24 protein-coding genes and 1 tRNA gene are annotated in these 22654 nt (G+C 48.6%); 18 read left to right on the top strand and 7 right to left on the bottom strand.

Annotated features, from left to right (window positions below; genetic code table 11):
- Complete coding sequence (locus G464_RS0103190) at positions 1 to 879, top strand: carbohydrate ABC transporter permease (RefSeq protein ID WP_022856703.1); 879 nt, start codon at positions 1 to 3, stop codon at positions 877 to 879.
- 162 nt (positions 880 to 1041) lie between these two features.
- The gene (locus G464_RS0103185; RefSeq protein WP_026472567.1) at positions 1042 to 2112 is read left to right on the top strand and encodes a LacI family DNA-binding transcriptional regulator; all 1071 of its coding nucleotides are present in this window, start codon (positions 1042 to 1044) and stop codon (positions 2110 to 2112) included.
- A 108-nt stretch (positions 2113 to 2220) separates the two neighbouring features.
- Here G464_RS0103185 and G464_RS0103180 read toward each other — a convergent pair whose 3' ends face one another.
- Complete coding sequence (locus G464_RS0103180; RefSeq protein WP_022856701.1) at positions 2221 to 2532, bottom strand: YhbY family RNA-binding protein; 312 nt, start codon at positions 2530 to 2532, stop codon at positions 2221 to 2223.
- A gap of 101 nt (positions 2533 to 2633) precedes the next feature.
- On the opposite strand from G464_RS0103180, the gene G464_RS0103175 reads away from it, so the two are divergent.
- Positions 2634 to 4115: an amino acid permease gene (locus G464_RS0103175; protein WP_022856700.1), complete on the top strand. Its 1482-nt coding sequence runs from the start codon at positions 2634 to 2636 to the stop codon at positions 4113 to 4115.
- Between the two features lie 32 nt (positions 4116 to 4147).
- Here the strand turns inward: G464_RS0103175 and G464_RS0103170 are convergent, their stop codons facing one another.
- From G464_RS0103170 to G464_RS08690, 4 genes are read right to left on the bottom strand one after another with little or no spacing between them, the layout of a single operon-like run.
- The gene (locus G464_RS0103170) at positions 4148 to 4912 is read right to left on the bottom strand and encodes an acetyltransferase domain-containing protein (RefSeq protein ID WP_022856699.1); all 765 of its coding nucleotides are present in this window, start codon (positions 4910 to 4912) and stop codon (positions 4148 to 4150) included.
- A complete protein-coding gene (locus G464_RS0103165; RefSeq protein ID WP_022856698.1) occupies positions 4891 to 5283 on the bottom strand; it encodes an arsenate reductase family protein in 393 nt (130 codons plus the stop codon). Before G464_RS0103165 ends, G464_RS0103170 begins: the two co-directional genes overlap by 22 nt.
- Before the next feature lie 12 nt (positions 5284 to 5295).
- Entirely contained in the window at positions 5296 to 5631 is a 336-nt protein-coding gene (locus tag G464_RS0103160; protein WP_021617773.1) for a branched-chain amino acid transporter permease, read from the bottom strand.
- A complete protein-coding gene (locus tag G464_RS08690; RefSeq protein ID WP_022856697.1) occupies positions 5628 to 6317 on the bottom strand; it encodes an AzlC family ABC transporter permease in 690 nt (229 codons plus the stop codon). Before G464_RS08690 ends, G464_RS0103160 begins: the two co-directional genes overlap by 4 nt.
- Before the next feature lie 289 nt (positions 6318 to 6606).
- Here G464_RS08690 and G464_RS0103150 point away from each other — a divergent pair, with 289 nt between their 5' ends.
- The 11 genes from G464_RS0103150 to nrdH all read left to right on the top strand — a co-directional run bounded on the left by G464_RS0103150 (position 6607) and on the right by nrdH (position 16960).
- On the top strand, positions 6607 to 7656 hold the full coding sequence (locus tag G464_RS0103150; protein ID WP_022856696.1) for a homoserine O-succinyltransferase: 1050 nt from the start codon (positions 6607 to 6609) through the stop codon (positions 7654 to 7656).
- Between the two features lie 96 nt (positions 7657 to 7752).
- The gene (gene atpB / locus G464_RS0103145) at positions 7753 to 8571 is read left to right on the top strand and encodes a F0F1 ATP synthase subunit A (RefSeq protein WP_022856695.1); all 819 of its coding nucleotides are present in this window, start codon (positions 7753 to 7755) and stop codon (positions 8569 to 8571) included.
- A gap of 60 nt (positions 8572 to 8631) precedes the next feature.
- Positions 8632 to 8862 carry an ATP synthase F0 subunit C gene (gene atpE, locus G464_RS0103140; protein ID WP_021617778.1) on the top strand — a complete coding sequence of 77 codons (231 nt, stop codon included), beginning with the start codon at positions 8632 to 8634 and terminating at the stop codon, positions 8860 to 8862.
- 36 nt (positions 8863 to 8898) lie between these two features.
- Complete coding sequence (locus G464_RS0103135; protein ID WP_021617779.1) at positions 8899 to 9417, top strand: F0F1 ATP synthase subunit B; 519 nt, start codon at positions 8899 to 8901, stop codon at positions 9415 to 9417.
- Between the two features lie 11 nt (positions 9418 to 9428).
- Entirely contained in the window at positions 9429 to 10247 is an 819-nt protein-coding gene (locus G464_RS0103130) for a F0F1 ATP synthase subunit delta (protein WP_022856694.1), read from the top strand.
- 50 nt (positions 10248 to 10297) lie between these two features.
- Positions 10298 to 11956: a F0F1 ATP synthase subunit alpha gene (gene atpA / locus G464_RS0103125; protein WP_022856693.1), complete on the top strand. Its 1659-nt coding sequence runs from the start codon at positions 10298 to 10300 to the stop codon at positions 11954 to 11956.
- Complete coding sequence (locus G464_RS0103120; protein WP_022856692.1) at positions 11956 to 12903, top strand: F0F1 ATP synthase subunit gamma; 948 nt, start codon at positions 11956 to 11958, stop codon at positions 12901 to 12903. Before atpA ends, G464_RS0103120 begins: the two co-directional genes overlap by 1 nt.
- Before the next feature lie 10 nt (positions 12904 to 12913).
- Positions 12914 to 14371, top strand: coding sequence for a F0F1 ATP synthase subunit beta (gene atpD / locus G464_RS0103115; protein WP_021617783.1), 1458 nt, complete (start codon positions 12914 to 12916; stop codon positions 14369 to 14371).
- Complete coding sequence (locus G464_RS0103110) at positions 14371 to 14652, top strand: F0F1 ATP synthase subunit epsilon (protein WP_021617784.1); 282 nt, start codon at positions 14371 to 14373, stop codon at positions 14650 to 14652. Before atpD ends, G464_RS0103110 begins: the two co-directional genes overlap by 1 nt.
- Positions 14653 to 15853: 1201 nt before the next feature.
- Positions 15854 to 16573, top strand: coding sequence for an endonuclease NucS (nucS, locus tag G464_RS0103105; protein ID WP_022856691.1), 720 nt, complete (start codon positions 15854 to 15856; stop codon positions 16571 to 16573).
- 153 nt (positions 16574 to 16726) lie between these two features.
- Positions 16727 to 16960, top strand: a complete 234-nt coding sequence (gene nrdH / locus G464_RS0103095; RefSeq protein ID WP_021617787.1) for a glutaredoxin-like protein NrdH — start codon at positions 16727 to 16729, stop codon at positions 16958 to 16960.
- 56 nt (positions 16961 to 17016) lie between these two features.
- Here the strand turns inward: nrdH and G464_RS0103090 are convergent, their stop codons facing one another.
- Positions 17017 to 17994, bottom strand: a complete 978-nt coding sequence (locus G464_RS0103090; RefSeq protein ID WP_022856690.1) for an FKBP-type peptidyl-prolyl cis-trans isomerase — start codon at positions 17992 to 17994, stop codon at positions 17017 to 17019.
- A 168-nt stretch (positions 17995 to 18162) separates the two neighbouring features.
- Between G464_RS0103090 and G464_RS0103085 the strand changes: the two genes are divergently transcribed.
- From G464_RS0103085 to G464_RS0103075, 3 genes are read left to right on the top strand one after another with little or no spacing between them, the layout of a single operon-like run.
- Positions 18163 to 19407: a hypothetical protein gene (locus G464_RS0103085; RefSeq protein ID WP_022856689.1), complete on the top strand. Its 1245-nt coding sequence runs from the start codon at positions 18163 to 18165 to the stop codon at positions 19405 to 19407.
- A gap of 3 nt (positions 19408 to 19410) precedes the next feature.
- Positions 19411 to 20412, top strand: coding sequence for a DUF8094 domain-containing protein (locus tag G464_RS0103080; protein ID WP_022856688.1), 1002 nt, complete (start codon positions 19411 to 19413; stop codon positions 20410 to 20412).
- A gap of 7 nt (positions 20413 to 20419) precedes the next feature.
- Positions 20420 to 21379 (top strand): co-chaperone YbbN, encoded by a 960-nt coding sequence (locus G464_RS0103075; protein ID WP_022856687.1) that lies wholly within the window; start codon positions 20420 to 20422, stop codon positions 21377 to 21379.
- A 42-nt stretch (positions 21380 to 21421) separates the two neighbouring features.
- Here the strand turns inward: G464_RS0103075 and G464_RS0103070 are convergent, their stop codons facing one another.
- Positions 21422 to 22063, bottom strand: a complete 642-nt coding sequence (locus G464_RS0103070; protein ID WP_021617792.1) for a CYTH domain-containing protein — start codon at positions 22061 to 22063, stop codon at positions 21422 to 21424.
- A gap of 178 nt (positions 22064 to 22241) precedes the next feature.
- Between G464_RS0103070 and G464_RS0103065 the strand changes: the two genes are divergently transcribed.
- Positions 22242 to 22315: transfer RNA gene (locus G464_RS0103065), tRNA-Arg, on the top strand.
- The last annotated feature ends 339 nt before the right edge of the window (positions 22316 to 22654 follow it).

Here is a 22654-nt window from a genome sequence, read left to right as displayed (position 1 = left end):
ATGGCTCAGGTTCCAGTACATAAAATTAAGAAGCAGCCTCGTGCCTTTACCGTGGGCGTGCTTGTTGTAGCATGCGTCTACTTTATTGTTCCAGTTTGGTGGCTGTTTGTAGCGGCTACGAAAACAAACTCTGGTCTGTTCTTCGGTGCACATGGTAGCTTGTGGTTCGATAAGAAATTCGCCTTATGGGACAATATTGTTGCACTCACGAATTACCAGGGCGGTATCTACTGGCGTTGGATCTTAAATTCCTTCTTCTACGCATTCGTAGGGGGCTTCCTGGCCACAGCAGTTGCTGTTTTCGCTGGGTACGGTTTTGCAAAATACCGTTTCCGTGGCAAGAACCTCTTCTTTAACATCGTGCTCGGTGCATTAATGATCCCATCGACAGCTCTGGTTATCCCAACCTTCTTGCTTATGAGCAAATTCGAGCTGACCGATACCATTTGGGCAGTTCTGCTTCCAAGTATGCTCAACCCGATGGGTGTATACCTTATGCGCATCTACTGTCATGAATCCTTGCCAGACGAAATGATTGAAGCAGCCCGCGTGGATGGTGCGAACGAAATGTACACCTTCTTTAAGGTCTCGCTGCCAATCATGCGTCCAGCTGTAACAACCGTTTTCCTCCTGTCGGTTGTAGCCGCGTGGAACAACTACTTCCTGCCACAGGTAGTGCTTACCAGTCAAAAGCTCTTCCCAATCACCGTGGGTCTTACGAATTGGCAGGTAAAGTCTCAAGCAGGTGCAGCATCTGAACAGGTTTGGAATTTGGTAACATCGGGTGCATTCCTATCCATTGTGCCAATGATTCTCGCCTTCCTCTTCCTGCAACGCTACTGGGTAGGCGGCTTAACCGCCGGTTCGGTGAAGGCATAAACAATCTTCTCTTCCCTTTTCTCCTCTATTCGAGGGCATGCTGCTGAGCGTGAGCTTGATGGCATGCCCTCATTTCCTAAGGACTGGGGTAAAGAGTTCAATATATACTAAACACAAATGGCTCATGCCATTGAGCACATCCAGAAAATGAGGGATTCTCCGATGTCTAATAGAGTTACCATCACCCAAGTGGCTCAAGAAGCCGGTGTTTCCATTAAAACTGTCTCGAACGTGCTCAATAACACGGGCAATATGCGTCCCGAAACGCGCGAACGTGTGCGCGAGGTTATGAACAAACTGGGCTACCAGGTTAACCTCGCCGCGCGCAGTATGCGCACCGGCGCCACTAAACTTATCGGCTTAGGTATTGCCGATTTTTCGCAGCCGTTTAACCCGTACCTCACCGACAGTATTATTCAGGCGGCGCGCTCGCGAGGCTATGGCGTTCTCACGAGCACATACGGCTACCATAATCAGGATGTTGAGTCGATAGTCGGCGAAACGCATCAGCTACCTGCAGATGGCTGGATTTTCTTCACCGGTCAGCCGGTTAAAGAGGATTCGGTTATTTTCCAGCAGACGTATCCGGTTGTGCTCGCCTCGGATTTTAACGCTTTCGATAAGGTCGATAGCGTAACCATGCTCAGCTACGAGGGTGTGTGCGAGGTTGTTGAGCGCTTGCTTGCCGCTGGAAAGAAACGCATCGCTTTTGCGGGCGCCCCGCTTCGCAAGAACTCCGAGAGCGAGGCCGATTACATCGCGCGCATTAAAGCGTCCGAGTTCGGCACGGTAGACGTGCGTTCGCGCGCGTACATCGATACGCTCGAAAAAGCAGGACAGGCGCTAGACTCGCGTCATCTGCTGCACAGTGAGTTTTTGGATCATAAGAACGGCGCTCAGCTCGTAAAAGGTTTGCTCGCCGCGGTTGAGCAGGGCAAACTCGAAATGCCGCAGGTTATGGTGTGCGCCAACGACGCTCTTGCTTTCGGCATGATTCACGAACTTGCCAAGAACAATATTCGCACACCAGAAGATGTTGAATTAGTTGGCTTCGATAACGTTCCCGAAGCTCATTATTCTAATCCAACGCTCACCACCATTAATCCTCATGTGGATGATTACGCTGAACATGCTGTGAACTTTTTGATTGAGCGCATTGAAGGCTATAAAGGTTCAACACGGCGTTATTCGTCACCGTGTACTGTAGAAGTGCGGCAGTCATGTCAACTGTAAAAATGTTATAAAATAACTGTAAGAAAACTGTAAAGTAAAGCGCGAGTCGATATTCAATGGCGAATATCGACTCGTTTGTTTGAAGCTTTAGAGATTTTGCGCGCAGTTTTAGTCGCGTACTAAGCGAATAGGATTCTTGTAATCCTTGCGACGAGAAGTGCGGTACAGCACAAAACGGTGACCAATAGTCTGTACTACGGCAGCGCCAGTATTTTCCGCCAACTCAGCTGCAGCTTCTTTTGCGGTAAGCATGGAGCCTTCTTGCAGCTGCCCTTTAATCAGTTCATGGTCATCGAGCAACTGCTCTGTCTGCGATAACACAGTATCAGTAATATTGTTCTTCCCAATCAGTAAGAGCGGGCTGAGCTGATGCGCCATACCGCGCAACTGCTTAATCTGAGGTTTCGTTAAAGTCGTCATACACGCCATGGTACGGCAAAGTAATCACAAATAAATTTCCGGCAGTCTCATAAAACTGCTCATACACGCGGAAAACAGCCCTTTACGCTAAACTACTGTCTGTGAAAATTTTTAGAAAAAAATCAATTGAATCATCCGTTGAACAAACGCATGCTGAGGGTCACTCACTGAAGCGTGAACTGGGCGTGTGGGATCTTGCTACGATGGCTGTTGCAGTGGCAGTAGGCGCCGGCATTTTCTCTATCGGCGCGCAAACTATAGCTTTTCATGCTGGGCCGTCTGCCATTATTAGTTTTATTATTGCCGGCGCTGTGTGCGCGGGCGTTGCGCTGTGCTACGCGGAGTTCGCATCCATGGTTCCTGCAGCCGGATCTGCTTATACTTTCACCTACACTACTTTGGGTGAGTTTATTGCGTGGATTATCGGCTGGGATTTAATCCTTGAGATGCTTATGGCCGGTTCGGTGGTCTCCAAATATTGGGGCGTTTATCTGCACGATTTCCTGCGCTTAATAGGCATAAATATAAACACAACGTGGCAAGTTTCCGAGCATTTTTCGATTGATTTTGCGCCAATTGTTGTGGTTATGTTCTTTACTGTGCTTCTGCTCATCGGCACGAAATTATCGAGCCGCGTCGATGCAGCGCTTACCGTGCTGAAGGTGGGCGTTGTTCTCTTTATTATTATTGTCGGCTTCTTTTACTTTAAGTCCAGCAACCTCGTACCGTTTATTCCTGAATCTCAGGCAGCTGTGTCTATGGGAACGGGTGCTGTGTCTGCCAACCTTGAGCAGCCGCTGATTGCGTGGGCTACGGGACAACCAGTAACGATGTATGGCATCGCCGGTATTTTCTCGGGTGCTGCTTTAGTATTCTTTGCTTTCCTCGGCTTCGACGTGGTTGCAACTGCTTCTGAAGAGGCTGAAGATCCGAAACGCACTATTCCTCGCGGTATTACCCTCGGTTTGGGAATGGTGATTGTGCTCTATATTCTTGTGGCTATCGTTACCTCGGGTATGGTCTCCTACAAGGTTTTGGCCAAGCAGGGTAGCCCTTCGTTGGCCTCTGCTTTTGAACTGGTGGGCGCTAATTGGGCTGCAACCATTATTTCCTTTGGCATCGTTATTGGTTTGACCACGGTTGTTATGGTGCTTTTGCTCGGTTTGACGCGCGTTATTTTTGCGATGAGCCGCGACGGATTGCTTCCACGCGGATTATCGCACACCAATACGAAGGGTATTCCTGTTCGCTTGCAGCTTATGGTCGGTTTTGGTATTGCGATTATTGCGTCAACCTTAGATGTTGCTGTGCTGGCAGATATGGTAAATATTGGCACTTTGAGCGCTTTTGTGCTCGTATGCGTAGGTGTGCCGATTATGCGTCGTCGTCGTTCGGACCTCGACCGCGCTTTCCGTGTGCCAGGAAATCCATGGTTCCCGCTGATTATGGCGCTGGCTTGCTTGATCGTTATGGTGAACCTGTCCGTGCTCACATGGATTCGCTTCGCCGTGTGGTTAGCTATCGGAATTTCGATTTACTTCCTCTATTCCTATAGACATTCGCAGTTGAATTCGGTGAAGTAGCGTTAAGGCCTGGCTCGTAAGAGCTGGGCCTCTTACTTTAAGAGATAAAGCGCGCCGAATATAACAGGCTGATGCAGCAAGTAAATAACCAACGAATACCTACCCATCCAACGCAGTGCGCGGCCAAGAGCGCCCGTGTAATCTACGGATAGAATCGCTAAACGGTTCGCACGAGCAAGAACGTTAAAAGTGCAGTAGCCGGCAATCATAACGAAAACATAAGGAATAAGAGGGTAGTAGTCCGAGGATATAAAATCGGACGGCGGGAAGCCAAAGAAGGCAGTTACATCGTTGCGATACAAAGCGTCGGGCAGATCGATGCCCCAAATAGTGCCGCGCTGAGCGTCAAAGAAGAACGCGTAGAGCGCCAGAGAAACAACGAAACCGAGCGTGCTTGCACGTTCTGGCAGAACGCGGTCGAGTGCCCACAAAACAATCATGCCACAGCCTAGCATGTTCAGAACGCCGAAGCGAACCGGGTCTTCGGGAATAGCGAACCATGTAATCAGGCTAATAACAGTGCTCCAGGCAATCAGCTGCAGACCTTTAACAAGGTGACGCGAACCGAGCGTAAAGCTCATACCGGCAATAAATATAAAAGTAAAGCCGATATATTGCGGAATCCAAGTGACCGTCGGTTCGAAAAGGGTGCGATGCCAAGGACCAGAAAAATCAGTCTCCCATAGTGTGACAAAATCCCAAACGGTGTGGTAGGCAATCATGCAGATAACTGCTAAACCGCGCAGCCAATCGATAACGAGGTATCGCGGGCGTTCTACAGAAGCGCTGCTTGCCACTCGCTCTCCTTAAAACCCACCGCAACAAAATGACCATCGGCATCGATAACCAGCGGGCGCTTGCACAGCATGCCATCGGTAGCTAGCAGTTCTACAGCCTGCGCGCGCACCTGCTCGGCCGAGAGGTTCTTCTCCCAATCGTCGAGCTGATCCTTAACATGAGCAGAACGATAGGCCATACCCGAGGTGTTAAAGAAGCGACGGATGCTGAGATTGCTTTCTGCCGTCCATTGGGAGAGCTCATCGGTTGTTGGGTTCTCCTCGATAATGCTTCGCCACGTGTACTCGATATTGTGCTCATCGAGCCAGGCGAGAGCTTTCTTGCAGGTGGAGCAACGCGGATGACATAAAACGGTGTACGAAGTGCTCATCGCGGACCCTTTCTACGCGAAGATGGTTTGGATTAATACCATATATACTACGGTTCCCGTTGCAATACTTACCAGGAGATTTCGCCAACGGATGTGAACGAGGGCGAGCGCGGCCAGGGAGATGAGCTCAGGAACGCCGTGCGCGCCTGTCGTGATTGGCGTATTGCGCAGCGCATACACAACGAGCATGCCCATAACAGCCAGAGGCAAAACCTCACCTAAATAGGTGATGAACTTCGGAATTGGCTTGCTCTCTGGGAAAGCGAGGAAAGGCAGAAAGCGCGTAATCATGGTGCCAACAGCTGCCGCCGTAATCATGAGGACGGCTTGAAGAGCGGTCATAGTCATCGGTTGCGCCTCCAGTACATGACGGTAAAAATAGCTAAAATGCCCACCATCGCAGGGATAAGGAAAGCGTTCGGACCAAAAATCAGCAGGCTTGCGAGCGACACGAGCACGCCCACTGCGGCAGAGGAGTGCTTTTTCGAGCTGAGCCATTCCTCCAAGAAAATCGCGGCGAACATGGATACCAAAATAAAATCGATACCCTTCGTGCTAAACGGAATAAGTGCGCCGATAAGTGAGCCGAAAACCGCGCTGGCCACCCAATAGAACTGATTGAGCGCGGTCGTCCAGAAATAGAACCAACCGCGGTCGATGCCGTCGGGAATACGAGCGGAGGAATTTAATGCGAAAGTTTCGTCTGCCATGCCGAAGACGAGATACCATTTCTTCGGCCCTACACCGCTATATTTGCGCAGCATCGCCAAACCGTAAAAGAGGTGACGTGCGTTAACCATAAGCGCCATAAAGAAGGCAAGCAGCGGATTGAAGGCGCCGAGCAACAGGTCGGCGGTAATGAATTCCATAGACCCCGCAAAAATGAAGGCCGCCATAAACGCGGTGTACCAGATGGCAAAACCTTTCGATTCCATGAGTAGACCGTAGGAGACGCCGAGGAAGAACCAAGCGAAACCGATAGGAATGGTGAGGGGGAATGCGGCGACGAGGGCGCGCGTAATTTTGGAATTCATGGATTTGTGTGGTGTTCTTTCTTTCTGTTTTCTTTCTCTGCGTACTTGAAACACCTATCTTAACGGTTGCTCGGCACTATACAAGAGGTATCTCACGAGGTGAGGGTGGGGGCTAAGTGTGCTAAGGGCTGTGGCGCATGAGGCGCTGCGACGGTGTATAACGCACGGCAGATTTAGCGCCGTTTTTGCGCCCCAGAATGCAGTATGGCATGAAGTGTGGGATGCTGCATGGCTCACCACGTAATTGCCAATACCTCATTCGTACCTCACCTGTTACATAATGGTATGTATGCCTATTAAATTCCCGGAAGGTCTTCCCGCAAAAGAGATTCTCGACGCCGAACGCATTTTCGCGATGAGCGCGCGTGATGCACAGGAGCAGCAGGTGCGCCCGCTGCGCATGTGCATTCTTAATCTCATGCCCAAGAAGATCGAAACGGAAACTCAAATCCTGCGCCTTATGTCGAAGTCACCACTGCAGCTAGACATCGACTTTATGCGCGTCAGCTCGCACGAGACGAAGAACACGAGCGCCGATCATCTTATTAAGTTCTACGAGACCCTCGACGCCCTCAAAGACAACTATTACGACGGCTTCGTTATTACGGGTGCCCCGGTTGAGCACTTCGAGTTCGAACAGGTTGACTACTGGGACGAGCTCAAAGACATTATCGATTGGGCACAAACCCACGTTTTCTCCACTGTTTATCTGTGCTGGGGAGCGATGGCCGGCCTCTACTACCGCTACGGCATCGAAAAGCACATTGAGTCCAGTAAGATTTTTGGCGTTTTTGAGCAGTGGCTACAAGACGAGTACAACTTCTTAACGAACGGTTTCGACGAGATTTGCTTGCAACCTCATTCGCGCGTAGCAAGTATGGACGAAGATATGATTGCCGCGCATCCCGCTTTGCAGGTGCTTACGCGCGGAGAACGCGCTGGCTCGGGTTTGATCGCCACACGCGATTTCTCGGAAGTCTTTATCTTGGGTCACTGGGAGTATGTGCGCGATACCTTGGCTGGCGAATATGAGCGCGATATGAAGCGTGGTTTGGATAATGTTCCATTTCCTGAGAATTATTATCCACATAATGACCCAACGCTATCGCCGCTCTTCTCTTGGCGTGCGCACGCGAACTTACTGTGGCGTAACTGGCTCAACTGGGTATACCAGACCACACCATACGATTTGACTGAAATTCCAGGGCTTAAGGTCGAAGGAAAGCTCGGTACCGATCGCAATATTAAGCACGAACCAGGCGTTCCTCGCGAAGACAACTTTGCCCCGTTTAAGGGCACTACCTATGGAGTTCGCGACGCTGTCCGCACTCAGGGATGACACTGTTCACATAGTGTAAATATTACAGAACTAATGTCATGAAGTGGAGTAAGCTTAGTTGGGTTTGCATAAGACTATGCACTAAGGAGACGAAAGATGAACGGTTTATTAAACGCTGCTGCGTTTTCCGCTCGAGTTCTAGCCGAACGCGGGCCGGAACTTCCGTCACTTAAAGATTTCTTACCTCCAGTCATTCTTTTCCAAGGTACTCCTTTTGCTATGAACCGCATTATTTTGGTGCGCGTTGTAGCAACAGCTCTTATCTTGCTGGTCTTAGGTTTAACCGCTGCTCGCGCAAAGGTTGTTCCTGGACGCTGGCAGGGAGCTGTGGAATTCTTGCTTGAGTTTGTGCGCAATAATATTGTGTACGCCATTATTGGCGAACTGCGCGGCAAGAAGTACGTGCCAATGATCACCACCATGTTCTTAACCATCTTGGTTTTCAACTTGTGCGGTATTATTCCAGGCGCAAATATTGCAGCCACAGCAACTATTGCTATGCCTTTAGTTTTCGCACTGTGGACCGCAATCCAGTATTGGGCTGCTGGCATTAGCTCTCATGGTTTGGGAGGCTTCCTTAAGGAAGAACTGTTCCCAGCTGGCGTGCCATGGCCTGTCTATGTTCTGCTCACGCCTATTCAGTTGCTTGAGATTGTTATTATTCGACCATTCTCTTTAACTCTTCGACTTTTCGCTAACATGATTTCTGGTCACTTGTTGGTGGCTATTACATTGGCAATGTCGAACTTCTACATCATTGAAGCCCAGCAGGCTGCAATGAAGGGCGTAGGCGTTATCTGGTTTGTTGGCGGTTTCGCTTTAACAGCTTTCGAGATATTCGTCGCAGCTTTGCAGGCGTTTATCTTCTGCATTCTTTCCTGCGTATACATTAATCAAAGCCTCGGGGAAGAATAAAAATAGACTTTGTAGGCGCTTGGTAACAAACGCATACAGACATTAAACGAAAGGATAATCATGGATCTCGTAACTCTCGCAGCGGTTGCAGGTAACCTCTCTGTTCTCGGCTACGGCTTGGCAGCTCTGGGCCCTGGTATCGGTTTGGGCATCATGTTCGGTAAGGCTCTGGAATCTACTGCTCGTCAGCCAGAAGCATCCGGCAAGCTTAACGTGATCATGTACATCGGTTTGGCAATTATCGAAGTTTTGGCTTTGCTCGGCTTCGTAGCATTCATGATGGCTCGCTAAACTGTACCGAAACAACGTGAAAGGAAAGGAGGAAACATGCTCTTAGCAGAAGAAGCAAACGGAATCGCTCTGTTCTTGCCGGAAAGCTACGACCTTTTCTGGTCAGCTGTTATCCTCGTCATCCTCGCAGCTTTCTTCTATTTCTTCTTTATGCCTAAGTTCAATCAAATTTTTGATGAACGTGCCAATAAAATCGAGGGCGGCTTCGAACGAGCTGCTCAAGCAGAGGCAGAAGCAGAAGAAAAGAAAAAGCAGTACGAAGATCAGCTCCGAAACGCTCGTACAGAAGCCTCCAAGATCCGCGATGACGCGCGCACAGAAGCTACGCGCATTATTGCAGACGCCAAGAAGACCGCTCAAAAAGAAGCAGATCAGGTAACTGCTTCTGCACAAAAAGCTATTGAAGTGCAGCGTTCTCAGGCATTGGTGAGCTTAAAGGGCGAAGTTGGAGCAATTGCTACAGCTCTTGCTGGCAAGATTTTGGGCAGCAAGTTAACCAGTAGCGATGTGCAATCGTCCATGATTGACGACGCTATTAACGAGCTTGAGCATTAAGGAGGTGACATATGCATGGTGAAGCATCATTAGCATCTGCGCGACTAACCCGCGAAGCGTGGGCTGGCCGCCTCCAGGAGCAAGATGAGCATGCTTTAGACATAGCACGTCAACTCTTGGATATTACTGCTGTGCTCGATGACAATACTCGTTTGCAGCGAGAACTGACAGACCCAGGTCGCGCAACCGACGAGCGTGTGGCTCTTGTGCACACGATTTTCGGCGGCCGCGTAGACGACCTGTCTGAGCAGATTTTATGCTCTCTGGTGCGTAAGCGCTGGAGTAAGACAATGCATTTAGTGAACTCTTTAGAAGATATTGCAGTCGAGGCTGTATTTTATGCAGCAGATGCGCAGGGCGTTACCTCGCAGGTGTCTGCAGAACTGTCTCGCGTTCACTCGGCATTGCTCAATCTACCAGAAGTTCTGTCTGGCTTGTCCGATACACGCGCATCGTGGGATGCTCGTGCTCGACTGCTTAACGCTGTAGTGCGCACAGACGAACTGCATCCGTTAACGAAGTTTTTGATTGACCACGTGGCGCATCAGCCTCGTCGTCGTCGCTTCCTCTCCGCGCTCAACTGGCTCACCGAACGTATTTCGGACCATGAAGGCGACCGCGTAGTAACAGTGATTACTGCCGTGCCGCTCACCGAAGAACAGCGTTCGCGTATAGACAGCGCATACTCTAAGAAGCTGGGAACATCGGTATTTATTGATTCCGTTGTCAATCCTCGCGTTATGGGAGGTATGCGTATTCAGCACGGAGCGCGCGTAACAGATACGACTGTAGCAGCACAATTAAAGGCTTTGCAGCGCACGCTCGGTTAGTTCGACAGAACCTCAGCGCGCGCGAATAAGAACACAAATAAGGAGTGAAAATGGCAGGTTTGACCATTGATCCCGCCTCGATTCGTCAGGCATTAGACGAATTCGTGGATTCCTACACTCCGTCCAATGCTCCAACTCAAGAAGTTGGATATGTTAAGACGGCAGGCGATGGTATCGCCCACGTGGAAGGCCTTCCAGGCTGCATGGCAAATGAATTGTTAACATTTGCCGATGGCACTTTGGGTTTGGCTTTTAACTTGGATCCACGCGAAATCGGTGTGGTAGTCCTTGGTGATTTCGAAGGTATCGAAGAAGGCCAGGAAGTTCGTCGTACCGGCGAAGTTCTGTCCGTTCCAGTAGGCGACGGCTACTTGGGGCGCGTTGTCGATCCATTGGGTCGCCCAATCGATGGCCTTGGCGACATCGCTAGCGAAGGACGCCGTATTCTGGAAGCTCAGGCTCCAGACGTTATGCATCGTCATCCAGTTGACGAACCAATGGCAACCGGTATTAAGGCTATTGACGCAATGACGCCAATTGGCCGCGGTCAGCGTCAGCTGATTATTGGTGACCGCCAGACCGGTAAGACGGCAATCGCAATCGACACTATTATTAACCAGAAGTCCAACTGGGAGTCTGGAGATCCTAAGAAGCAGGTACGCTGCATTTACGTAGCTATCGGTCAGAAGGGTTCCACCATTGCTTCCGTGCGCAGTGCTTTGGAAGATGCTGGTGCTATGGAGTACACTACCATCGTGGCATCTCCTGCATCCGATTCCGCAGGCTTTAAGTACATCGCACCATATACGGGTTCTGCAATTGGCCAGCACTGGATGTATAACGGCAAACACGTGCTCATTGTTTTCGATGATTTGAGCAAGCAGGCAGAAGCATACCGCTCCATCTCCTTGCTGCTGCGTCGTCCACCAGGGCGTGAAGCATACCCTGGTGATGTGTTCTACTTGCACTCTCGCTTGCTGGAACGTTGTGCTAAGGTATCCGACGATTTGGGTGGCGGCTCCATGACCGGTCTTCCAATTATCGAAACCAAGGCAAACGACGTGTCTGCATACATTCCAACCAACGTAATTTCGATTACCGATGGTCAGATCTTCTTGCAGTCCGATTTGTTTAACGCTAACCAGCGCCCTGCAGTAGACGTAGGTATTTCCGTGTCTCGTGTAGGTGGTGCCGCTCAGACTAAGGCTTTGAAGAAGGTTTCTGGTACGTTAAAGATTTCTTTGGCTCAGTACCGTTCCTTGGAATCCTTCGCTATGTTCGCTTCCGATTTGGATGCAGCATCTAAGGCTCAGCTCACCCGTGGTGCTCGCTTAACCGAGTTGCTCAAGCAGCCTCAGTACACGCCATACTCTTCTGAGGAAGAAGTGGTATCTGTGTGGACAGGTATTCACGGAAAGCTTGATGATCTTGAGCTTGCCGATGTGCTTCCATTCGAAAAGGGATTGCTCGATTACGTAGCTCATAACACCGATATTCTCGATGTTATTCGCGAAACAGGCGACTTCACTTCTGAAACAGAAGAGAAGCTTGCTGCTGCAGTTGATGCATATCGCGATACCTACGTGAAGGCAGACGGCACTCCGCTTATCGACCACACTGCTGCTCCTGGTTTCGTACCAGCTGAAGTGGAACAGGAAAAGCTTGTTGCACGCAAGGCTAAGGACAAGGCAAAGGACTCAGATAAGTAATGGCTTCCCAGCTCGCATTTAAATCACGCATAGCATCCACTGAGTCGTTGGAGAAGATTTTCAACGCTCAGGAGATGATTGCGTCTTCGCGCATTGCCAAGGCTCGTGACGTAGCCTTGGCTGCGAAGCCATATTCAGATGCGATCTTCCATGCTGTGAAGGCAATGGCTTCTCATACAGTGCTCAAGCACCCAATCTTGGGCAAATCAGAAGAAAATAATCGAGTAGCAGTACTTGCTCTCACTTCTGATCGCGGTATGGCTGGAGCATATACCTCCTCCATTATCCGCGAAACAGAAGCCTTGCTTAACCGTCTGGATGAAGACGGTAAAAAGCCCGAACTGTTCGTTTACGGTCGCCGCGGTGTCTCGTACTACAAGTACCGCGGTCGTGACGTAGCAGCTACGTGGGAAGGTCATACTGACGCTCCTGGGGTAGATATTGCAGAAAAAATCAGTGATGAACTGTACAAGGCATATATGAAGCCAGCGCGTGAAGGCGGCGTAAACGAGTTCTATATCGTTTTCACTGAATTCATTAACATGGTTACCCAGAAGGTGCGTATTATTCGCATGCTTCCGGTAGAAGTGGAGCTGGTAGACGATAGCTATGAGGGTGTGGCCGATAAACAGAAGATGTCGTCGAACTCAGTAACGACCTTCGGTCATAGCTCGTACCCGCTGTACTCTTTCGAGCCAAGCGCGGAAGAGGTACTCGATCATATCTTGCCGAAGTACTTGCAGTCACGTATCCATGAATGTCTACTTACGGCAGCAGCATCTGAAACAGCTTGTAGGCAAAATGCTATGCACACTGCTACGGATAACGCTCGAAACCTCGTAGAGGAGTTAACGCGCAAGCTTAACGCGTCTCGTCAGGCTTCGATTACCCAAGAACTTACCGAAATTATCGGCAGTGCTGATGCACTGAACAACGAGGAAGAATAGGAGGCCGCACATGGCAGAAACTGAAAATAATGCCCCTGCACAAGGCCGTATTATTCGAGTCCAGGGCTCAGTTATCGATATTGAGTTCCCATTTGGACGCTTGCCAGAGATTTACAACGCTCTAACCGTTACTATCGACGGCGTACAGGGCGAAGAAGGCTCCAGCGCCACAACCATTACTTTGGAGGTCGAACAGCATTTAGGTGACTCCATCGTGCGCGCTGTGGCTTTGAAGCCAACCGATGGTCTGGTGCGTGGCTCTCTTGTTACCGATACTGGCGGCCCTATCGAGGTGCCAGTTGGCGATGTAACCAAGGGACACGTATTCGACGTATCCGGCAATATTTTGAACGCTAAGCCAGATGAGAAGATCGAGGTGAAGGAACGCTGGTCGATTCACCGCAGCGCTCCAGCCTTCGATCAGCTCGAATCCAAGACCGAAATGTTCGAAACCGGTATTAAGGTTATCGATTTGCTCACCCCTTATGTACAGGGTGGAAAGATTGGTCTGTTCGGTGGTGCTGGTGTGGGTAAGACCGTTCTGATTCAGGAAATGATTCAGCGCGTTGCCCAGAACCACGGCGGTGTGTCTGTATTCGCTGGTGTTGGTGAACGTACCCGTGAGGGTAACGATTTGATCGGCGAGATGGAAGAAGCAGGCGTTCTCGAAAAGACCGCGCTTGTGTTCGGTCAGATGGATGAGCAGCCAGGTACCCGTTTGCGCGTGCCGTTAACTGCTTTGACCATGGCTGAGTACTTCCGCGACGTACAGAACCAGGACGTGTTGCTCTTTATCGACAACATCTTCCGCTTTACTCAGGCAGGTTCTGAGGTGTCCACTCTGCTCGGTCGTATGCCTTCTGCAGTAGGTTACCAGCCAAACTTGGCTGACGAAATGGGTGCTTTGCAGGAACGTATTACATCGACCCGCGGTCACTCTATTACCTCGTTGCAGGCAATTTACGTGCCAGCAGATGATTACACTGATCCAGCTCCTGCAACCACCTTCGCACACTTGGATGCAACAACCGAGCTTGCTCGTGACATCGCAGCTAAGGGTATTTACCCAGCTGTGGATCCATTGAGCTCCACCTCGCGTATTTTGGATCCTCGCTACGTAGGCCAGGCTCATTATGAAACTGCAAACCGCGTGAAGGCTATTTTGCAGCGTAACAAGGAACTTCAGGATATTATCGCTTTGATTGGTATCGATGAACTGTCCGAAGAAGATAAGACCACCGTAGCGCGCGCTCGTCGTATCGAACAGTTCCTCGGTCAGAACTTCTACGTGGCAGAAAAGTTTACCGGTCGTCCAGGTTCCTACGTATCTGCTGATGAGACCGTTGAAGCCTTTAAGCGCATTTGCGACGGTATGTATGACCATATTCCTGAGCAGGCCTTTACTGGCATCGGTGGTATTGATGACCTCGAAGCTAAGTGGCACGACATGCAGAAGGAATTGGCGTAATGGCTGCATCTGGTGGCGCTCGTGCTGAGCGCACTATGGACGTGCATATTATCGCCGAAGACAAGCCATTATGGAGTGGCACTGCTACCTCTGTAGTCGTTCCAACTATGGAAGGCTACATGGGTATTTTGCCAGACCATGAGCCTGTGCTTGCTTTGGTGGGAGAAGGCGTCGTTACGGTTACCACGGATGCTCAGGATAAGGAGACTTTCAACGTAAGGGCAGGCTTCCTGTCTTTCGAGGAAAATACTCTGACCGTGGGTGTTGACGATATTTTCTAGAGCTTGATAGGTTCGGCAGTTTGTAGTGCACGGACTTTGAACTTTGTTGAACTCGCGCAGCTGATATTATGTGAATTTCGTATTTTCGAATTCTCTTATTCTCGGCTGTGCGAGTTTTTATTGATTGGTTGGGTTTTATTCTTCGGATTATTCCGACAGATAAGAGCGAGTGGGCGAGTGGTTTGTGAAACGTGCTGTGGTATAGCGTTCCATGTTTCACGCACCAACGAGGAGGGTGTCAGGTTTTGTGTATGTGGTTTTATTGGCGACACGAGAGCTTGATTATGTCGCGGTGATGACGGGTGACGATTGTGCGTCTCCTTCTCAGTTTTGCCAATCGGCATATGGTGAGACAAGACACGTTGAACGCATCCTGTCTCATCACACGATTTAGGCCTATTATCCCTCATTTTTATAGTGTAGTTTAAGACGGGTCGAACGCTTCCTGTCTCATAACAGGCAGAACACTCACAGCAAGCATGGTCAACCAACCAGCACTAAAACAAAGAAGAACAATCCCAAGGAATCGGCCACATCGCAAGGTCACGCCACTGCAACGATTCTTGAAAACAAACAATAAAATCACCATAGGGCAACCAGCCACTTACACAAAATTCCTGACACCCTCCCAACGAGGATTTCAACACTGTAAAAAGTGGACGTAGAAGTTGTCAGTGCACCACGCTCACAACTTTCACACACCTACAAAACCTACAAACCCCTGCTAAATCCGAAGAATTCGCAATGGCTTCGGTGATTTTCCTTGATTGTGAAGCCATTTTCATTTTATCTTTCACACTTGTATTCGTGCATGAAGCAAAACACAGAAAAGAGATCACATGAACGTTCACATTTGTGGTGGTCTTTACATCTGAGCATAGGCGTAAAACTTAACAGGAAAATCAGCTTAGTTTTGCTCCCTTTTCCAGCTTTATCCTTTACACGTGAGAGGAGACGTAAAACCTAGCACAGAAAACCTGCGCTACTCTCGCTTTCAAAGCGCTCTCACGGTTGTAAGTTTTACGCTACGTGCCGAGCGTTAAAGATACAACATTGCAAACTATAAGCATGTCATATAAACCATAACTGCTGTACAGACAGTCACACATCCATACAGCCGTACAAGTTATATAAGGCATCATAAAGACCCATAAAGCGTTGCCCTCGTATTTTGTTGGCGCTGTGCTTTACGCTAGAGCGCATGAGAATTATTGTGGCTGACTGTTCTGCTCTGTATTCCGGGCGCTTAAATGCGTCTCTTCCTCGAGCTAAGCGCGTCATTATGATTAAGTCCGACCAATCATGCTTAATTTTTTCTGAGTTAGGCTCGTATAAACCGCTGAACTGGATGGCAGCTCCATGTACATTGCGCGAGATTGATGCATATAATCCGCGCTATGAGCGCATATCTGAAGATATGGGATACGAAAATGTTCCTTCCTATATTCAGATATCTGCTGAGAAGAGTAATGATGTTTTACGCATTGCTTTGTGGGAGGTACTATCTGATACAGAGTTTGAGTTAGGAGAAGACCCCGGTCTCGATAAAGACGGCGTTGAAGCGCATTTACAAAAGTATCTTGCCGAGCAGATTGAGCGCGCTGGAGAAGGTATGCGTTTAGTGCGTCGTGAGTATCCAACAGCCATTGGTTCTGTAGATATTATGGCGATTGATGGTGAGGGAGAACATGTTGCGATTGAAATTAAACGTCACGGTGGGATTGATGGCGTTGAACAGTTGACGAGATACTGTGAGTTACTCAATAGAGATCCTTTGCTGACACCAGTTCGAGGGATTTTTGCTGCGCAGACTATTACTCCGCAGGCACGAACTTTGGCGCAAGACCGCGGTTTCGAATGTTTGATTTTAGATTATGATGACATGAAAGGCTCGGAATCAGAGGAGTTAATGCTGTTTTAAGATTCGAAGATTATGTGTGAATAAAACCACAAAAGCACCATATCTAGGGGTGTTGCCTTGAAATGTTTGGCGTGTCTAGTGGTTTGCCATAATTGAGGGAAAACAGTATTCTTAGTAGTCAGTTGTTTTAAGAAAGCTAAAAGAAGGTTCATCGTGGTTACTGTTTACTCCAAGTCTCACTGCGTTCAGTGCAACGCTACAAAGCGTCAACTTGCTAAGTTGGGCGTTGAGTATACAGAGATTAACCTTGAGCAGGATGCAGATGCTTTAGAAAAGTTCAAGGCTCAGGGTTTCATGCAAGCACCTGTCGTGGTTGCAGGTGAAGAAACGTGGAGCGGTTACCGTCCAGATTTGCTCAAGAAGGTAGCACAGACTATTAACGCTTAAGTTTTAGATATAGAAAAAGGCTCGGATACTGTATCCGAGCCTTTTATTTTACTGTTTTACTGAGCGTCTAAAATATCAACAACAAAGACCAAAGTGGAATTTGCAGGAATATTTTTCTGAGCAGTAGAGCCATAACCCAAATCAGGAGGAATAATCAGCAGAACTTGGGAACCAACCTTCTGTCCAGCTAATCCCTGCGTCCATCCCTTCACAACCTGCTGTAAGTTAAAAGTAGCAGAGGAACCGCGCGTCCATGAACTATCAAAAGGTTTCTTAGCGTCGCCGCCCAGAACCCAACCAGTATACTGCGCAGTAACCGTGCTCTTTTCTGTTACGGTAGCACCCGTACCTTCAATCAAGGTCTGCACTTTGAGCTGACCATCTGACTTATAGTTCTTCAAATCAGAAGCATTAATGCTTGGAGCACCATTCTTAGCCAAAGTAATCTTTGGTAAGGAAGGATCAATATTTTCTACCTTCGTACCTTCTGCGCGAGATGGAATAGTCTTAGCACTTGCAATAGTTAAAGCCATCAAATAAGCGGTTACTTTTGACTTACTAGAGCTAGACGAGCTTGTTGTGCTTGAGGAGCTTTGGGAGGTAATGCCCATAACAACCGTGGAATTAACCTTTAAAGATTTAAACAGCTTGTAGAAGTTTGGCTGCATATTAGCGGAGGAGAGGGTAGCAGTGCAATCAGGGCCAGTTTCCCATGTAGACTGCACTTCTTTGCCGGTTTTAGGATCAAAAATAATCTGCTGCACGCACAGTTTTTGACCATCTTTCAGAGCGTCTCCGTCGCCTTTTTGCACAATCTGATACGAATTGTTTACTACCTTAAAAGGCGTTTTAAAAGAAATCGTTGGCTTTTCTCCCAGCTTGCCTTTAGCGGTAACACCTGTCATTTCCGTGAAGCCTGTATTGCTGGATGAGCTAGAGGAACTGGAACCGCAAGCAGCTACAGAGCCTACAAACAAGAGAGTCGAGACAACTGCGACGATGCGTCGAATAAGAGATAATTTATGTATATGCATACGTCAACTTTAATGAATGGGCACGTCAAAATAGATATTTCTACGCTGTCCATGTAAAATGGGTAGGTTATGACTGGAGAAATAGACTTAAACTGTTACAGAAAGCCGTGCACATATGCGGTTGGTACGTGCAGAATAACTCATACTGACTTGTAAAAGGAGCTTTGCATGAAAAATTCGTGGACACGTAAAAAAGTGATGCGTGTATTTATTGCTCCTCTGTGTATTGTGTTAGCTGTGGCTGCATGTGTAATGGCAGTGCTGAACCTCACTATATTCAAGCCAAGTAAAGTGTCGGCAGCAACGGCTACTACCTCGTCTACATATGTGGTAACTAATCCTGGCGTAGCTAATATGGTGGACGATGAAGTGTTGATTACCGCCACTATTAAAGAAACTGCTGCTCAGCGTGCAAAAGCTGTAACAGGTGATGAGAATGCCGATAAGCGTACTGTGTGCGTTGCAGTAGGTCGATCCACAGATGTAGATGCATGGATGAAAGCTCAAGGCGTTGCATACACAGTGGTGTCTGGTTTAAAGTCTTGGTCTCAGCTGAGCACTCAAACTGTTGCTAAAAGCGGTCAAGCAGCTAAAGATGCAGTTGATATGGGTGAATCCGACTTGTGGAGTCAGGTAAACTGCGCAGAGCGTACAGCAACTTTGCGCCTAACAGGAGCGCAGGGCAATCAGCGTGTTGTTATGTATTCTCCAAGTTCTATTTCTTCTATACGTTTGCAATGGATGCGCAGCACGCTTCCTAATACATCAGCTCCATGGTTTAGTGCTTCAGCTGTGCTGGCAGTGCTCGCTATTTTGAGCTTCACTTGGTTGGCTGGCGACGATCCATTCGGTTCTCAGCGTCGCAAGAAAGCACGTGAAGAAGCGGCTGCAGCAGCTGCCGCAGCTGGTCAGACTGGTGCTGCACAAGAGGGCGTACCTGGTATAGATACGCCATACGTGCCGTATCAGAAGAAGAGCACCTCCGGTATTACGCACCGCACACGTAAGCAAGGTGTATTTGGCAAGCTATTCGAATCAAAGAAAAATCAAAGCACGGATCAAAACAGAGCCTCGTCAGAGCCATCTGTCTCAGCAGAAAACGAGCAGACGAACAAACCAATTATTGTTGATCCAAGTTCCGTCAATCTCGTTGCTTCTACCGGTGCTGGAGCAAATGATACTGCATGGTCCCCAGCGGTTATTAACCGTCCTGCAGCATCTGCCGTAGGCGAAGATACTCAAACCAATTTGTCTGGTGAAGAGCTCTTAGAATACTTTGCTCGTTTGGCTATAGAAGATCGTTCTCAATCTGGTGACGCGGCTACTGAAGCGTCTTCAGGCAGCACGACTGGTTCAACTGATCCATCTGGTCTATCTGGTCAGAGCGCTACAGATCAAGGTGATGAGGAGTAAAACATGAAAATTCGTCAAACCATGAAACGCGCTTCTGCTTTCGTTCTCGGCATGCTTACCATTGCTTCGTTGGCAGCATGTACTCCAAGTCCAAAGGCATCTGAAGATCCATCTGATTCCCCTGTAGTAACAACTGATCAGGAAAATCGTATTCGTCAAGAAATTATTAAGACTATTTCTAAGGCGGACTCCGACCGTGACGTAAATTCCTTAAAGGCGCGGATGGAGGGTCCAGCATTACAAGTACGTACCAGTCAGCTCACTATTGCTCAGAAGAACAATAAGCTCGATTCTTCTGCGACTATCCCAGATTCCCTCAGCCAGTCAGTTGTGAGCACATCGGCAAGCTGGTCGCGCACTTTGTATGCAATTACTACTGTTACTGACCAGCAGCAGTCCCAACGTTTGCTCGTGATGAATCAAGATAGTGCAACAAGTAATTACAAGATTTGGGGTTTGGTACGTCTCTTCTCAGGCGTGCAGATGCCAAAGTTCAATGTTGCCACTATTGGTAGCGAGCAGGGAGACGCGAAAACTGAAGGTCTCGTTAAAACTCCTGAAGCAGCTCTTCGCGAATATGCAGATGTTCTGGAAAAGGGTTCTTCGAGTGAATACGCCAAGAATTTTGCCGACGATGCCTTCCGCCAGCAGGTAACAACGCTTACGGAAAGCGTGCAGAAAGCTATCGAGCAGAACGAAGGCTCGCAGTCTCAGAAATATACTGCTGAAACGAAAGATATTAAGGTATTGCGTACTGCCGATGGCGGTGCTTTGATTGTGGGCGAGATTAAGTCCGTATGGACGCGTACAGCCGGCGGAAACCGTAAATCTATGCCTGCTTCTGAAGGAGAAACCGCTCTGTTTGGCGATGCTGAAGCAACAGGTACTTTAGAAGTAACGTATGTGAATGAAGTAGCTCTCTACATTCCTGCTGCAGGAGCTTCCGATGCTCAGTTGCGCGCTGTGGGGGCAGAACGCCAGCCAGTATCCGTTCAAGCTAAGTAGGAGTATGATGGCTCAGAAAGAATATCGTCCAGGTTTTTCTTTGGCTGGAGCAGTTGATTTATCGTCTTTGAAGCATAAAGCAGATGCGGCTATGGGTGAGCAAGGAGGAGCTCCAGCTCCAGGCGGTTACGTTATTGATGTGACCGAATCGAGTTTTGAGGCGATGATTAATTCGTCTTCTACTTTCCCAATTATTCTGCTCGTATGGATGCAAGACGATGAGCGCTTCTTTGACGTTGCACGCGCTTTGGGAAATATGGTGACTGCGCTCAATGGTCAACTTCAGTTGGCGCGTATTGATGGCGCATCTAATCCTCAGATTGTTCAGGCTTTGCGTGTGCAAGGCGTTCCTGCTTTATATGGTTTAGTAGCAGGACGTCCAATTCCTCTGATGCAGGGGATGCCAACTGAAACAGAGCTTCAACAGTTAGAGGAAACTCTCTTCCCGCAGATTATTGCGATGGCTCAACAGTCCGGAGTTACCGGCTCTGCGCCTTTTGTGGGTGAGGTTTCTTCCGATGCTGAAGCTGGTGCTGGGGAGCAGGCTGAGCCAAGTATTCCTCCTGAGCATGAAAATGCGCATAATTTAGCGCTTGCTGGACGGTACGAGCAGGCTGCTGCAGCGTATGGAGTCCTCGTTGAGCGTGATCCTCACGATGCGCTTGCTGCCCGCGAGCGAGCCAAGTGCCTCCTTTTGGCACGAAACGGTAGCTCGGATGTGCGAGTACTGCGCGATAAGGCTGCTCAAAACCCAGACGGCGTGAATGCTCAGTTAGATGTAGCAGATATTGATATGATTGGCGGACATATAGATGATGCCTTTAATCGTCTGCTTGATTTTATTCCTACGCATCGCGACGATATGCCTGCTGTGCGTGAACGTCTCGTAGAGTACTTCGCTATTCCTGATGCAGCAGATCCGCGCGTAAAAGCAGCGCGTCAAAAGCTTATGACAGTTATGTATTAAAGAAGTGGGGCATCGAGTGTGATGCCCCACTTTTATGTATTTTTACTGTAAATCGTCTTCCGTGCGGTTCGGTCCGAAACTATCTAAAAACAGCGGACCAATCTTATCGAATTCTTCCTGATAATCCTGCGCCCACATGCTAAACGGTCGGCTTGCTAATCCATCATTAGAAAAACGAGCCTGATCAGTAATCTCCGTTGTGCAGAAGCGCGGAATAACAAGGTTTGTTACTGGGTTGTGACGCTCAACTTCAGCAATAATAAGCGGATGATTATCTGCTCCAAAAACATCGAGGTTCCAACCATCTTCTCCCAGCCATACGCTGTAGCGGTTTTTAATAATAGCTTTACCGCCGCGGAAAACCAGCTCGGCAGCAATATCGGGATCAAGGATGCTCTCTGCTTCGTAACGAGTGCCTCCAACAGAAGGGCCTTTAGCGGTGAGGAAAGCTGTGGTGAAACTATCGCGGTAACGACCTAAAACAGCCATAGGGTCGGTGTTGTCGTCTAAATCGATGCGGACGTTTTTAGCCTGCAAACGAATGCGTAATGCGTAGTTATCTTCATGAACGAAATAGCTTTGCACAATAAGAGTAGGTTTTTCGTCTGCAAGAAGATGATCAGGAATGCTAGTGCAGTAAAAGCGGCGTTCATATTCAAAATGATCAATCGGGTTACCTAACATCGAGCCTCCTTTGTTACTTTTAGTGTAGCTTAAGCGCTGTAGGGGCAGGGAATGCTGTGTGGTGTGGGTGTATGTGGTGGGGTATGTGCAGTGGGGTGCTGCGAATCACATGAGGTTTGCATGTGTTGTATGTAGTTTGCATGTGGTTTACAGGGTGCTTGCTACACTAAGATGCGATGGGTCTGTAGCTCAGCGGATGAGAGCATCTGTTTCCGGTACAGAAGGTCGAGGGTTCGAATCCCTTCAGGCCCACTTGTCATGTGTCAAGACATCGTTCCGGTGTTTTGGCACATTTTGTTTTGTTTTTGCGTTGGTATGTGTCAAGATATCGTTCCGTTTTTGTCTGTGATGGTGGTTGCTGGTAGGAGTTTTTGATAGTTTTTTGTTTCGTCTAGTTCGAAATATCCAATGATTTGGTGAATCTGTCTATCCAGCGCGATGACATGGTTGCCATGAATCAGGAGAATAACGGGACAATTCTTACGTTTTTTACTCAACCCTAAATGCAGTATTCGTCCTTTATATCGAAGAGTGACTCGTCCATACGCGTCCACGCGATCATAGCGGACTCGATACGACACATGGTCGATA

This window comes from Alloscardovia omnicolens DSM 21503 (assembly GCF_000420505.1).
Lineage (GTDB): Bacteria > Actinomycetota > Actinomycetes > Actinomycetales > Bifidobacteriaceae > Alloscardovia > Alloscardovia omnicolens.
This window is presented reverse-complemented; position numbering and strand designations above follow the sequence as displayed.

Bases quoted from the DNA above. Each gene is read 5' to 3' on its own strand.
- atpE (WP_021617778.1), top strand. From the start codon at position 8,632: ATGGATCTCGTAACTCTCGCAGCGGTTGCAGGTAACCTCTCTGTTCTC.
- G464_RS0103085 (WP_022856689.1), top strand. From the start codon at position 18,163: ATGAAAAATTCGTGGACACGTAAAAAAGTGATGCGTGTATTTATTGCT.
- G464_RS0103180 (WP_022856701.1), bottom strand. From the start codon at position 2,532: ATGACGACTTTAACGAAACCTCAGATTAAGCAGTTGCGCGGTATGGCG.
- G464_RS0103120 (WP_022856692.1), top strand. From the start codon at position 11,956: ATGGCTTCCCAGCTCGCATTTAAATCACGCATAGCATCCACTGAGTCG.
- G464_RS0103080 (WP_022856688.1), top strand. From the start codon at position 19,411: ATGAAAATTCGTCAAACCATGAAACGCGCTTCTGCTTTCGTTCTCGGC.
- G464_RS0103150 (WP_022856696.1), top strand. From the start codon at position 6,607: ATGCCTATTAAATTCCCGGAAGGTCTTCCCGCAAAAGAGATTCTCGAC.
- G464_RS0103160 (WP_021617773.1), bottom strand. From the start codon at position 5,631: ATGACTATGACCGCTCTTCAAGCCGTCCTCATGATTACGGCGGCAGCT.
- G464_RS0103070 (WP_021617792.1), bottom strand. From the start codon at position 22,063: ATGTTAGGTAACCCGATTGATCATTTTGAATATGAACGCCGCTTTTAC.
- G464_RS0103075 (WP_022856687.1), top strand. From the start codon at position 20,420: ATGGCTCAGAAAGAATATCGTCCAGGTTTTTCTTTGGCTGGAGCAGTT.
- G464_RS0103165 (WP_022856698.1), bottom strand. From the start codon at position 5,283: ATGAGCACTTCGTACACCGTTTTATGTCATCCGCGTTGCTCCACCTGC.
- G464_RS0103135 (WP_021617779.1), top strand. From the start codon at position 8,899: ATGCTCTTAGCAGAAGAAGCAAACGGAATCGCTCTGTTCTTGCCGGAA.
- G464_RS0103190 (WP_022856703.1), top strand. From the start codon at position 1: ATGGCTCAGGTTCCAGTACATAAAATTAAGAAGCAGCCTCGTGCCTTT.
- G464_RS0103090 (WP_022856690.1), bottom strand. From the start codon at position 17,994: ATGCATATACATAAATTATCTCTTATTCGACGCATCGTCGCAGTTGTC.
- G464_RS0103185 (WP_026472567.1), top strand. From the start codon at position 1,042: ATGTCTAATAGAGTTACCATCACCCAAGTGGCTCAAGAAGCCGGTGTT.
- G464_RS0103110 (WP_021617784.1), top strand. From the start codon at position 14,371: ATGGCTGCATCTGGTGGCGCTCGTGCTGAGCGCACTATGGACGTGCAT.
- nucS (WP_022856691.1), top strand. From the start codon at position 15,854: ATGAGAATTATTGTGGCTGACTGTTCTGCTCTGTATTCCGGGCGCTTA.
- G464_RS08690 (WP_022856697.1), bottom strand. From the start codon at position 6,317: ATGAATTCCAAAATTACGCGCGCCCTCGTCGCCGCATTCCCCCTCACC.
- atpA (WP_022856693.1), top strand. From the start codon at position 10,298: ATGGCAGGTTTGACCATTGATCCCGCCTCGATTCGTCAGGCATTAGAC.
- atpB (WP_022856695.1), top strand. From the start codon at position 7,753: ATGAACGGTTTATTAAACGCTGCTGCGTTTTCCGCTCGAGTTCTAGCC.
- G464_RS0103130 (WP_022856694.1), top strand. From the start codon at position 9,429: ATGCATGGTGAAGCATCATTAGCATCTGCGCGACTAACCCGCGAAGCG.
- atpD (WP_021617783.1), top strand. From the start codon at position 12,914: ATGGCAGAAACTGAAAATAATGCCCCTGCACAAGGCCGTATTATTCGA.